This is a genomic window from Streptomyces sp. YS-3 (assembly GCF_045257485.1).
In the GTDB taxonomy this organism is placed as follows: Bacteria; Actinomycetota; Actinomycetes; order Streptomycetales; family Streptomycetaceae; genus Streptomyces.
This window is the reverse complement of sequence record NZ_JBJHPC010000135.1, coordinates 1-13,870: the sequence shown is the minus strand read 5'-3', so window position 1 is coordinate 13,870 and position 13,870 is coordinate 1. Positions and strand designations below refer to the sequence as shown.

The 13,870-nt window shown below is 69.6% G+C and carries 4 protein-coding genes; all 4 read left to right on the top strand.

The features are described 5' to 3' along the window. The first annotated feature begins 194 nt into the window (after positions 1-194). The 4 genes from ACJA3G_RS14160 to ACJA3G_RS14145 all read left to right on the top strand — a co-directional run bounded on the left by ACJA3G_RS14160 (position 195) and on the right by ACJA3G_RS14145 (position 13,787). Entirely contained in the window at positions 195-878 is a 684-nt protein-coding gene (locus tag ACJA3G_RS14160) for an HNH endonuclease family protein (protein ID WP_406553311.1), read from the top strand. 304 nt (positions 879-1,182) lie between these two features. Then, positions 1,183-11,988: a LamG-like jellyroll fold domain-containing protein gene (locus ACJA3G_RS14155; RefSeq protein ID WP_406553310.1), complete on the top strand. Its 10,806-nt coding sequence runs from the start codon at positions 1,183-1,185 to the stop codon at positions 11,986-11,988. Positions 11,989-12,065: 77 nt separating this feature from the next. Next, positions 12,066-12,785 carry a DUF6193 family natural product biosynthesis protein gene (locus tag ACJA3G_RS14150; protein ID WP_406553309.1) on the top strand — a complete coding sequence of 240 codons (720 nt, stop codon included), beginning with the start codon at positions 12,066-12,068 and terminating at the stop codon, positions 12,783-12,785. A gap of 123 nt (positions 12,786-12,908) precedes the next feature. Next, the gene (locus ACJA3G_RS14145; RefSeq protein WP_406553308.1) at positions 12,909-13,787 is read left to right on the top strand and encodes a glycoside hydrolase domain-containing protein; all 879 of its coding nucleotides are present in this window, start codon (positions 12,909-12,911) and stop codon (positions 13,785-13,787) included. Positions 13,788-13,870: the final 83 nt, after the last annotated feature.

Here is a 13,870-nt window from a genome sequence, read left to right as displayed (position 1 = left end):
CCCGCGCACAGCGGCGCCCGACCGCACCCCGCCCGCGGAGGGGGGCACGGGCGGGGTGCGGTCGGGCGCCGCTGTGCGCGGGCGGCCGGGCCGCCGGTGACTTTCCGCCTTCGAGCCCCTATGGCCGCCGGGTTGCCGGGTACAAGTCCCTAGGATTCCGGGGTTCCGCCAACTTCCTCCAAGGACGGCCCGTTGTGACGCGTACGTACCGAACCGCTCTGGGCGCCGCCGTGCTCTCGGCCGCGCTCGCCCTCACCGGTTGCTCCGCCGACGACGGCGCCACCAAGACGGCGAAGCCCGGCGCGCCCGCCGCGCGGGGCAGTGCCCTGGCCGCCGTGGACGGCCTCACCGTCAAGGGCCGTGCGCCCAAGACCGGGTACTCGCGGGACCAGTTCGGCCGCGGCTGGACCGACACCGACGCCAACGGCTGCGCCACCCGGGAGGACATCCTCAAACGGGACCTCAAGGACGTGAAGTTCAAGGACAAGTGCGACGTCGCCTCGGGGACCCTGACCAAGGACGTCTACACCGGCCGGACCATCCAGTTCGTCCGGGGCAGCAGCAAGGTCGACATCGACCATGTGGTGGCCCTCTCGGACGCCTGGCAGAAGGGCGCCCAGCAATGGGACAAGAAGAAGCGGGTGGCCTTCGCCAACGACCCGCTGAACCTGCTGGCCGTCGACTCGAGCGCGAACCGCCGCAAGAGCGACGGCGACGCGGCGACCTGGCTGCCGACGTTCGCGGCCGGCCGCTGTACGTACGTGGCGGACCAGGTGGCCGTCAAGAAGAAGTACGGGGTGTGGGTGACGGACGCCGAGAAGCAGGCGATGCGGAAGGTCCTCGCCGAGTGCCCGCAGCAGAAGCTGCCCACGGGGTGAGGAGCGCCCGCTCGCCTCGCGTGGGCGGCCCGGCGGGGCCGGGGTTCAACCGCGCTTGACCTTCGCCCCGGGTTACCCACTCCAGGCATGGGGCTGTCCTTCTTCTGGCAAAAGTACGGGAAAGGCCGAACCGGACAGACGGAACAACTCATTCCGCATGGGCAATGGGTTGCCCATGCGGCTGCCAAGAAGGAGTCTGCTGACTGTCATTTAGGTGCTCTTTACGGACAAGATCGGCGCGTTTCTGTCTTCAGGGCCTTGCTGTGCCCTGTTCGCCCCGATCCCCTGTCTGAGGAGTCGCCTCGTGCGCCCGCGCCCGTTCCGCCGTTCCATACGGCGGCCCTCGCTCTACCGCCGCCGTCACAGACGTGTGGCACTGCTGCTGCTCACCAGCCTCGCGCTGATGCTGACCACCCAGCAGGCCATGGCCGACGACGCCCATCTGGGCCGGATATCGCTGCCCAGTCTGAGCTCCGTCACCGCCTGGTTCAAGGACCCGCACTGGGGCTCCCTCCCCAAGCAGCAGGGCGGCACCGCCGCCGGTCACGGCCACCACACCGACGCCGCCGCCACCAAGGCGAACAAGGGCAAGGGGCACAAGCCCGGCAAGGGCCACGGTGAGCTCGACGCGTACCACCCGTACGCGAAGGCCACCAAGGGCGGCAAGAGCCGCTCGGCGCAGGGCTTCAACTCCAAGACAAGCCGCCGCAATCCGGTCAAGTCCACCCGTACCGCCACGGTCTTCGACAACGCGGACGGCACCCTGACCCGGCAGCTCGCCATGACGCCGGTGAACTACAAGGACGACGACGGCAGATGGCAGCCCATCGACGTCGACGTGCGAGCCGGACCGGACAAGCGCTGGCACGAGAAGGCGAACTCCCTCGACGTCGACTTCGCCGCCAAGGCCGCTGACTCGGCCCTCGCCTCCTTCGCCACCGACGGCTCGCACGCCCTCAGCTACGGCCTCCAGGGCGCGGCCCCCGTCACCGGCACCGCGCACGGCTCCCACGTCACCTACGCCGGTGTGCTCCCCGGCACCGACCTGGAGCTCGCGCCCACCACGACCGGGTTCAAGGAAGCGATCGTCCTGCACTCCGCGCAGGCCGGCAACGTCTGGACCTTCCCCCTGGACCTCAAGGGCCTGACCGCCCGCCAGGTCCGGGACGGCTCCATCGACCTGGTGGACACCGCCGGCAAGACCGTCGAGCGCATCCCCTCCGCCTACGCCTACGACGCGAAGGTCGACCCGCGCTCCGGTGACCCGGCCACCACCCACTCCGTGACCTACCAGCTGGTCCGCCAGGGCGCCAAGACCGCCCTGAAGGTCACGCTGGACCCGCGCTGGCTGCACGACAGCGCCCGCGTCTTCCCGGTCACCGTCGACCCGACCGTCACCGACGGCTGGACCACCACCTACGCCGAGTCCGGCGCCCCCGGTGACCACTCCTCCGAGCAGACGGTCAAGACCGGCTCCTACGACTCCGGCCCGCACTCGGCGACCGCCTACGTCAACCACTGGTACAACACCTGGGACGGCACCAAGGCCACGGTCACCTCGGCGACCCTGCACCTCTTCGACACCTGGGCCTCCACCTGCACCCCGGAGCGCTTCGACGTCGCCCTGGTCACCCAGGCCTGGAAGCCCGACACGGTCACCGGCTACCCCGGCCCGTCCTACGGCTCCTCCATCGGCAACGCCACCCCGAGCGTGCCCAAGGCCTGCGCCAACACCGGCGCCGACCGGACCGTGGGCGACTGGGTGGACGTACCGCTGAGCACCAGCGCCCTCCAGGGCTGGTTCAACGGCACCACCGCCGACAACGGCCTCGCCGTCTACGCGGCCACCAACGACAGTCTGCACTGGAAGCAGTTCGGCTCGTTCAACGACCCGGCGCTCGGCCCGTACATGTCGGTCACCTACACCGGCAACGCGGCCCCGCAGATCTACCAGCAGTACCCGAACAACAACGCCGTCGCGAACACCACCACGCCCGAGCTGACCGCCTGGGCCGGCGACGACGTCACCACCACCCCCCAGTACGACTTCCAGGTCTACGACAACACCAACACCAAGATCGCCGACTCGGGCCTGATCGCCACCGGCGACTGGACGGTCCCGGCGGGCAAGCTCAAGTGGGGCCAGACCTACTACTGGACGGTCCAGGGCTACGACGGCTCGCTCTACACCCCGGCCGCCGACTGGTACGCGCTGCAGATCCAGGTGCCCCAGCCGGTGATCACCTCGGGCCTCTCGCAGAACAGCGGCGACCACGGCTTCGACGCCTCCAGCGGCAACTACACCACCACCGACACCGACGCCTCGATCTCGACCGTCGGCCCCAGCCTCGACGTGGTGCGCGACTACAACTCCCGTGACCCGCGCTGGACCGGCTCCTTCGGCGCCGGCTGGTCGGCGATCTTCGACACCCGCGCCACCGAGCAGTACAACGCCGCGGGCTCCGTCACCGGCGCGGTCGTCTCCTACCCGAACGGCTCACAGGTCGGGTTCGGCAAGAACGGCGACGGCACCTTCTCCTCGGGCTCCGGGCGCTACTCCACCTTCAAGTCGGTCACCGGCGGCTACTCGCTGACCGACAAGGACGACACCGTCTACACCTTCACCCAGGCGCTCGGCTCCGGCGGCTACGGCATCACCTCGGTGACCGACGCCAACGGCCGCGCCCTGGCCCTCACCTGGTCCGGCGGCCATGTCACCAGGATGACCTCGGCCGTCTCCGGGCGCGCCCTGAACGTCACCTGGTCGACGCCGTCCGGCGCCGCCGCGGCCCATGTGGCGACCGTGGTCACCGACCCGGTCGTGGCCGGCACCCCGTCCACCGCGCTGACCTGGACCTACGGCTACACCGGCGACCAGCTCGTCTCGGTCTGCCCGCCGTCCACCACCACCGCCTGCACCAAGTACACCTACACCGCGGGCTCGCAGTACCAGAACGCCTCGCTCGACCTCGACCCGCGCGCCATGTGGCCGCTCGGCGAGGCCTCGGGCACCGTCGCCAAGGACGCGGTCCTCGGCAACGAGCACACCCTCGACGCCACGTACAAGAACGTCACGCTCGGCCAGGCCGGCCCGCCGAACGGCGGCACCGCCGCCGGCTTCAACGGCACCTCCTCCGCCGTGGCGCTGCCCAACGACACCGGCAACAACACCGACTCGGGCGCCCTGTCGCTCTGGTTCAAGACCTCGGCGGGCCCCGGCGTCCTCTACTCGTACGCCTCGCAGCCCATCGACGCGGGCAACGCGGCGGGCTACTACACCCCGTCGATCTACGTCGGCAGCGACGGCAAGCTGAACGCCGAGTTCTGGTACAGCGGCGGCATCGCCCCGCTCACCACCTCCGCCTCGGTCGCCGACGGCAAGTGGCACCACGTGGTGCTCTCGGCCGCCGGCAACTCCCAGTCGCTCTTCCTCGACAACGCCAAGGTCGGCTCGCTCTCGGGCACCGTCTCCATCAAGAGCGGCACCGCCTTCGGCAAGAACCAGCCGTTCAACTACCTCGGCACCGGCTTCCTCGGCGGCAACTGGCCCGACCAGCCGCACCAGAGCAGCACCAGCAAGACCGGCTACGCCACCTACTTCAACGGCTCCATCGCGGGCGCCGCGTGGTACGACCGCCCGCTGGTCGCCGCCGACGTCAGCGCGCTCTACAACTACGGCACGCACGCCTCCAGCCTGCTGTCGTCCGTCACCCGCCCGTCCGGCAAGACGTACGCGGCGATGACCTACGACCCGGGCACCGCGGCGCTCACTCAGCTCACCGACGAGAACGGCGGCGTCTGGAAGATCGGCGCGCCCACGGTCACCGGCTCCAGCCAGACCTACCGGGGCGCGGTCCTCGGCGGCGCCCCCGCGACCTACTTCCGCCTCGGTGAGGCGGCGGGCGCGTCCACCGCGGTCGACGAGACGCGCGGCGGCGACGGCACGTACAGCAATGTGACCCTCGGGGCCGCGGGGCCCTTCGGCGACCAGAAGACGGCCGCCTTCAACGGCACCAGCTCCTTCGTGAAGGTGCCGGACGTCCAGACGGGCAGCACCTCCGCCTCCGCCGAGCTGTGGTTCTCCACCACGCACGGCGGCGCGATCCTGATGAACGCGCAGAACGCGCCCATCGGCGGCACGGTCACCTCGACCACCCCGCAGCTGTGGATCGGCACCGACAACAAGCTCTACGGCGGCTTCTACACCACCTCCGGCTCCGTCCAGATGGGCACCACCGGCACGGTGACCGACGGCAAGTGGCACCATGTGCTGCTCTCCGCCACGGGCAGCGGCCAGACGCTGTACCTGGACGGCAGCCAGGCCGCCACCAAGACCGGCACGGCGGCCCTGACCACCGGCGGGCGCACCACCGACTACATCGGCGCGGCCACCACCGGCTCCGGCTGGGCCGGTCTGCCCTACCCGGCGACCGTGTACTTCAACGGCTCGCTGGCGGAGGTCGCCACCTACCGTACGGCGCTCACCGCCCAGGACGCCGCGGCGCACTTCCAGGCCGCGAAGAACTCCACGGGCCTGCTGCCGGTCTCCACGGTGAAGGTCACCTCCCCGGCCGACGCCACCCTGACGTACCAGTACGACGTCACCCACAACAACCGGACGCTGACCGAGACCGACGGCCTCGGCAACACCACCAGCTTCGGCTACGACACGGGCGGCTTCGAGCACACCGTCACCAACCCCAACGGGGCGATGACGGTCACCGGCCACGACGTCCGCGGCAACACGGTCTCCACGACCTCCTGCCAGAACCAGGCGGCCAACGCCTGTTCCACGGAGTACTTCAGCTACTTCCCGGACGACACCACCGCGCAGCTCACCACCGCCGACCCGCGCAACGACATCCTGCTGACCCGGCGCGACGGCCGTTCGGCCTCCGAGACCGACAACACCTATCTGACGTCCTTCGGCTACGACAGCGCGGGCAACCAGACCACCATCACCGGCCCGGCCGTGGCGGGGTTCCCCAACGGGCGCACCACCACGACCGTCTTCAGCGACGGCACCGCCACCTACCCGGCGGCCGACGGCGGCAGCGTCCCCAAGGGCCTGCCGGTGAAGACCATCAGCCCCGGTGGCTCGGTCAACTCCGTCTCGTACTTCAAGAGCGGTGACGTGGCCTCGACCACGGACGCCGGCGGTCTGGTCACCACCTACACCTATGACGGTGTCGGCCAGGTCCTCAGCAAGAAGGTCGTCTCCGACACCTACCCGGCCGGGCTCACCACGACGTACACGTACGACGCGGACGGCCAGGTCGTGCAGGAGAAGGACCCGCAGCTCACCGACCGGGTCACCGGCGCGGTCCACGCGGCGGTCTCCACCACCGTCTTCGACGTCGACGGCAACATCACCTCGCAGTCGGTGGCGGACGGCAGCGGCGGCGACTACACCCGCACCGAGACGCAGACGTACGACGCGTACGACCACGTCGCCACGAAGAAGGACGCCAACGCGGGTGCGGGCGCGGCCAACGGCAACACGGTCACCTACACCTACGACAGCCAGGGCAACAAGACCAAGGAGGTCTCCTCCTCCGGGACCGAGATCCGCTACACCTACGACGACAACGGCCAGCTGCTGACCCAGGGCGTCATGTACGCCGGCGACCCGGTGAACCCGCAGACGCCGTCGCTGCTGACCGAGTCCTCCCGGGCCTACGACCCGTCGGGCCGTCTCGCGTCGGTCACCGACGCCATGGGTTCGACGACCTCGTACACCTACACCGACAACGGTCTGACGTCGACGGTCACCAAGAAGAGCGCCGACGGCACCAATTCGACCGTCCTGGAGTCCAACTCCTACGACGCGGCGGGCAACCTGCTCTCCTCCGCCACCGACAACGGCGAGACCGTCACCACCCACACGGTCGACGCGGCCTCCCGCGCCACCTCCACCACCGTCGACCCCGGCAGGGTCGCCCGGGTGACCAGCGTGTCGTACACGCCGGACGACGAGATCGCCACCGAGAACGACCACGACTCCTCGGGCTGGGACCGTACGGTCACCAACGCGTACGACCCGATGGGCAACAAGATCGCCGAGACGCTGTACGGCGACGCCGCCGGGCACCCGAGCGGCTGGTGGAAGCTCGACCAGACCTCCGGCTCGACGGTCACCGACGCCTCCGGCTCCGGCAACACCGCCGCCGCCACCGGCGTGACCTGGAACGACTCCTCGGCCACCTTCGCGGGCACCGCGGGCCAGCAGATCGCCACCAACGGCCCGGTGCTCGACACCGCCGCCTCCTACACGGTCTCCGCGTGGGTGAACATGGCGTCCCTGCCGACCCACAACGCCACCGTCGTGGCCCAGGCCGGCACCACCAACAGCGCGTTCATGCTCCAGTACAACTACGCCCACACCGGTGCGCCGCTGTGGTCCATGGAGCAGACCAGCTCGGACGCGGCGTCGCCGTCGTTCCCGGCCGCCTACTCCACGGCGAAGCCCGTCGCGGGCGCCTGGACGCACGTGGTGGGTGTGTACAACGCCACCAACGGCGCGGTGCAGGTGTACGTCAACGGCACGCTCTCCGGCAGCGCCACCAACAGCGCTCCCTGGAGCGCGCACGGTCCGCTGATGATCGGCGCCGCCAAGTACGGCGGCTCCGTGGTCGACGCGCTGCCCGGCGGGGTCGCGAACGTGCAGGTCTACCAGCGCGCGTTCACCTCGACCGACGTCACCTCGCTCTACGGCAAGGGACGCGCCGGCGGTACGGCCGCCTCCTCGGACGAGCAGAAGACCACGTACACGTACGACAAGCGCGGTCTGCGCACGTCCATGACGGACGCCAACCAGAACACCACCACCTATGCCTACGACGAGGCCGGGAACCTGGCGGTCACCACCGCCCCGGCCGTCCAGGCGGAGAGCGACGGCACCGGCCCGCTGACCGTACGGCCCGTCACCACCAGCGGCTTCAACACCTTCGGTGAGGCCGTCGAGGAGCAGGGCCCCAACGGCGACGTGACCACCACGGCCTACGACGCCAACGGCAACAAGGTCTCCGAGACCCTGCCGCAGTACACCCCGGCCGGCGGTTCCGCGTCGGTCACCGCGCCCGCCACCTGGAGTTACGACAGCGAGGGCAACCAGACGTCGTCGACCACCCCGGGCGGACGCACCACCGGCTACCTCTACGACCAGCTCGGCCGGGTCACGCAGGTGACCAGGCCCGACGGCGCCACCGTGCACACCACGTACGACAACGCCGGCGAGCCGCTCTCGGTGACCGACGGCACAGGTGCCACCACCCAGGCGACCTATGACTACCTGGGCCGTCAGCTCACCTCCACCACGATGGAGCGGTTCCCGTCCACCCGGACGCTGACCAGCACCAACTCCTACGCGGTGACCTCGGGCAACCCCTACGGCACGCACCTGTCGTCCACCACGACGCCGGGCGGGGTGACCACCTCGTACGGCTACGACCGGGCGGGCGACACCACGTCCGTCACCGACGCGGCGGGCAACACCACCCGGTACACCTACGACTTCCAGGGCAACCCCCAGAAGACGATCCTGCCGGACAACACCTGGACCCAGACCGACTACAACGCGTCCGGCCAGGCGACGTACAACAAGCAGTACGACGCCTCGGACACGCTGCTGGCCCAGTCCTCCATCGGCTACGACGCGGTGGGCAACGCGGTCACCACGACCGACGCCCTCGGCCACACCTCCCGCTTCACCTACGACGCGGCGGGCACGGTCACCCAAGAGATCCAGCCGGTCTCGGCCACCGAGTCCATCACCACCAGCTTCGGCTACGACCAGGCGGGCCACCGCACCCGGTTCACCGACGGGCGGGGCAACTCCTGGCGCTACACCTACACCCCGTGGGGCCAGCAGGAGAAGGTGATCGAGCCGTCGACCGCGCAGTACACCTCGGCGGCGGACTCCACCACCACCTTCAGCTATGACGCCGACGGCCGGATGGTGAAGGCGGTCAAGCCCGGCGGTACGTCGACGTCCCTGACGTACGACAAGAACGACCAGGTCCTGACCATGGACGGCCAGGGCGCGGACGCGGCGACCGCCACCCGCTCCTTCAGCTACGACAAGGCGGGCCGGGTCTCCTCGGCCGACACCGCCGAGGCGGGCATCACCGGCAACGCCGACCACCAGTCGGCCACCCACGAGGCGTTCGGCTACGACGACCGCGGCGACCTGCTCTCCGCGTCCGGCTCGGCCGGCTCCTCCAGCTTCACCTACAACGCCGACTCGGCGCCGCTGACCCGCACCGACGCGGCCGGCACGACGACGTACGGCTACGACACGGCCGGCCGGCTGTCCACCCTGGACGACGCGGCGACGAACAACCGGCTGACGTACTCCTACGGCAAGCTCAACGAGCTCACCCAGATCAAGTACGGCGCCACCGGCCAGACCCGCACCTTCACCTACGACACCTCCCACCGCCTGACCGGCGACACCCTGATGCAGGGCGCCACCGGCCTCGCCTCCCTCGGGTACGGCTACGACAAGAACGGCAACCTGACGTCGAAGACGACGACCGGGGTGCCGGGCGCGGCGAGCCACACCTACACCTACGACTGGGCCAACCGCCTCACCTCGTGGAACAACGGCTCCACGACGACCGCCTACGGCTACGACGCCTCCGGCAACCGCACCCGGGTCGGCGCGGACGTCTACACCTATGACGCCCGCGACCAGCTGACCTCGGACGGCAACCACAGCTACACCTACTCGGCACGCGGCACGATGACCCAGCAGGCCGGGTCGGACGGCTCCGTCGCCTTCACCACCGACGCGTTCGGCGCCCAGATCACCGCGGGCACCCACGCGTACAACCTGGACGCGGCCGGGCGGAACATCACCGACACCGACACCGCGACCCAGGGCAGCCGCACCTTCCAGTACTCGGGCGCGAGCAACACCATCGCCTCCGACGGCAACTACACCTACACCTATGACGCGACGGGCTCGCTGGTCGGCGTCGGCAACGGCTCCTCCGGCAGCGCGCTGGCCCTCACCGACCAGCACGACGACGTCATCGGCACCTTCACGGCCGGCGCGACCGCGCTGTCCGGCTCGGCGGGTTACGACCCGCTGGGCAAGACGGTCGGCACCAACACCGTCCTCGGCCACCTGGGCTTCCAGTCCGGCTGGACCGAGCCCGGCTCGGGTGATGTGGGCACGGCCTCGCGCTGGTACAACCCGGCGACGGGCCAGTTCCGCAACAAGGACTCCATCTCGCTGAACCCGGTCCCCAACTCGGTGTCCGCGAACCCGTTCGCGTACGTCAACGACAACCCGCTCGCGGGCACGGACCAGTCCGGCAACTGCTCCTGGTACGACGTGGTCTGCGGCGCCAAGAAGGTGGTCCACAAGGCCGCCGCGGTGGTGCACCAGGTCGCGGCGCCGATCTACCACGCCGCCGTCCAGGTGGTGCACCAGGTCGTCCAGGTCGCCAAGCACGTGGCGAAGAAGGTCGTCCACCGGGTCCGTGACGTCTACCGCGCCACGGTGCGGGTGGTGCGCCGCGTCTACCACTACGCGGTACGGAAGGTGAAGCGCGTCTACCACGCGGCGGTGCACGCGGTGCACACCGCGTACCACAAGGTCACCAAGACGGTGAAGCGCGTGGTGAAGGCGGTCAAGAAGACCGCCAAGGCGGCGGTCCACACGGTCGCCAAGGCGGCCCGCACGGCCTACCACGCCACCGTCCAGGCGGCGAAGACCACGGCCACGTTCGTGAAGCACCACGCCGCGGCGATCACCTCGTTCGTGGTCTCCACGGCCGTCTTCATGGGCTGCGAGGCGGTCACCGCGGGCGTCGGCTCCATCGGCTGCGCGGCGGTCGCCGGAGCGGTCGGCTCCCTGGTCACCCAGGGCTTCGCCTGCGCCCAGAAGGGCGGCGACGAATGCAGCGTCGGCGCGTTCGCGGGCTCGGCGATCGAGGGCGCGGCGTCCGGCGCGCTGGGCGGAGTCCTCGGCAAGATCGGCGGCTCCCTGCTGGCGAAGGCTGCCCCCAAGGCGATGAAGGCCGTGGGCGGTCTGTTCGGCAAGGGCGCGGCTGCGGAGGAGACGGCGGCACGGGACGCCACGGAGACGGCGGCGTCACGGGCCGAGGCGGAAGGGGCCGGTGGGCGCAGTGAAACCGGCGGCGGCTGCAAGGTCGGCGTTCCGCACAGCTTCACCGGCAACACCAAGGTGCTGATGGCCAACGGTTCGACCAGGGCCATCGACAAGATCAAGGTCGGCGACACGGTCGCCAACGCGGTGCCGGGCGTGTCCGGCACGGAGTCGCACAAGGTCACCGCGGTGATCGTCACCAAGACGGACCGCGACTTCGTGGACGTCACGGTGAAGGCGGCGAAGCGCGGCGCGAAGGCCAAGAAGGCCGTCCGCAGGGCGGCGCTGGGCCTCGCGGCCTCGGCGGCGGTCCTGGGCGCGCTGACGGCGACCCCGCAGAAGGCACAGGCGGCGGAGGTGACCGCCAAGGGCGACCACCTCACCACCACGTTCCACCACCCGTTCTACGACGCCACGCAGTCGGCGTTCGTGGAGGCGAAGGACCTCCACGAGGGCGACGTCCTCCAGACCCCGACCGGCACGGCCGAGGTCACGGGCGTCCGCCTGTACCACGCGAACACGACGACGTACGACCTGACGGTCGGCGGTCTCCACACGTACTACGTGGAGGCCGGGGATACGCCGGTTCTGGTCCACAACTGCGATGATGTCGCACTCGGTTACCAGAAAGCGGGCACGGCCAAATGGGCTGACAGTAAGAAGCTCAAGCACTTCATGGATCCCAAGTACATCAACACTTGGAGCAGCCATGTGAGGGACGCCATCGACAACCCGGACACGACGATTCATGTGTTCACGGAGCAGTTCGAGGGCGGCTTCGAAGGCATGGCGACGCGTGGCCTCGCCGGTGGCAAGGGCGTTCACGCGACCCAGCAGGAAATGGCCTGGCTCGCGCGGGCTGTGATCGGCGGGCGCAAGGCCTGGGACAAGATCAAGTTCTATGACCAGGATGGTCTGATAGAAAACCATCCCGAACCGAAGTGGCACGAGGGCAAGTGGTACACCGCTTGGACATTCGAGTGGGCCCCGTAATTCTGTCCTACCGGTGGGGCGAGATCCTTTGGAGCTCGCCCCACCGGGCCTTTCCCAACTGAGGGACTTTTCTTCCCATGAATTCTCCTGGATCCACTGAAGCCGCCGGATCGCCCAGAGATCCCCGGCTCGAGCACTACGCCGACCTCATCGAGCACGGGGGCCTTCAGGCCGCCATCGTTTCGATCGCGCGCGAACAGGGCGTCGACCTCGGAGCCACCGAGAGCGGCCTCGAACTTGAAGACCCGGCATGGAGCGCGGCGCAGTTCTCGTCGCCGCGTGGAATGGTGCGCATCCACCTGGGGCGTGGGACACGCAGGTTCGGCATCAATCTGGACAGCGGCCAGGGGTTCGTCTGGGCCAGTGGAAGTACCACCGATCTGTCCGAAGTGGCCGGGGTTCTCATCTTGTGGCGGCAGGGAGTCAAGCTGAGGGAACTCAGCAGTCGTTTTCCCTTCATGGGGTTCGACCGGCTGAGCCAGGCGTACGAGGACGGAAACCCGGTCGAGACCCAGTGGGACATCCTGATGGGCGATGACTCGTTCCTTGCGTACCGGGAACTGCTTTCGGCACTTCACGCGGACCCGCATCTGAGTCGGATGTTCCCGTTCTTCTCCCACTGGACGCTGAGATTGGCGAAGGATTGCCACGATGTCGAAGCCGGAGAGCTTTGGGTCCAACCGAGCCCTGAGGAAGGCTACGTCGTCTGGTCCTCGTCGGACGAAGACCGGAAGTTGCACGTGCATCAATTCGACGATCTGATTCGCACGGCCGTGGCCATGTTGGACGATCTTTAGAGCCGGAGGTCTCCGCCGACTGGAAGCAGCCGGCCCAGTACTCTCCTCCATGCCCGGGCCCGTGCCGGAACTTCCGGTGCGGGCCCGGGCATCGCCGCATCGCAGACAGGAACCGGGGACCCGTTGCCCAAGCACCGCACCACCAAAAAACACCGCACCATAGCCATGGCCCTCGGCGGCGCAGCCCTCCTCGTGGGTGGGGCGCTCACCGCCGAGGCCGCGTCCGGGAGCGGAAGTGGGAGTGGGAGCGCCGCCACCGCGGCCGGTCCCGCTCGGCCCGTTTCGCTCTCCAGGCCCGCCACCTTCACCGGCCGCGCCTTCGACACCTGCACCGCCCCCACCCTCGCCCAGATGAAGGCGTGGAAGACCGCCTCCCCGTACGGCGGCGCCGCCGTCTACATCGGGGGCAGGAACCGGGGGTGTGCGCAGCCCCAGCTCACCGCCTCCTGGGTGAAGTCCGTCAGCGCCGTCGGGTGGAAGCTCATCCCCCTCTACGTAGGCGCGCAGCCGCCCTGCAAGTCCGGCAGCAACCCGGAGAAGATGACCGCCTCCACCGCCGCCTCCCTGGGGGCGACGGACGGCGCGGACGCCGGGGTCAAGGCAGGCGCCCTCGGGATGCGGCCCGGCAGCCCGGTCTACCTCGACATGGAGGGGTTCGACACCACGAACACCTCCTGCAAGGACACCGTGCTCGCCTACACCCGCGCCTGGAACAGGGCCACCCACGCCAAGGGCTACCGCACCGGCTTCTACGGCTTCGCCTCCTCCAGTGCCGCCGCCGTCGCCGCCTCGACGCCCGGCACCGACATGCCGGACGCGATCTGGTACGCGGCGTACGACGACGTGGAGTCGACCACCACGGGCTACCCCTTCGGGACCAAGTGGGCGGGCCACCGCCGGGGCCACCAGTACGCCATCAACAAGAAGGAGACGTACGGCGGCGTCACCCTCACGATCGACCGGGACGCCTGGGACGCGCCGGTCGCCGTCGTGGCGAAGTAGGACGTACACCGGCGGCGGGTCAGGGGCGGACGGCCGCCCCGGCCCGCCGTTTGCGTACCGCCGCCCACACCCCGGTACCGGCC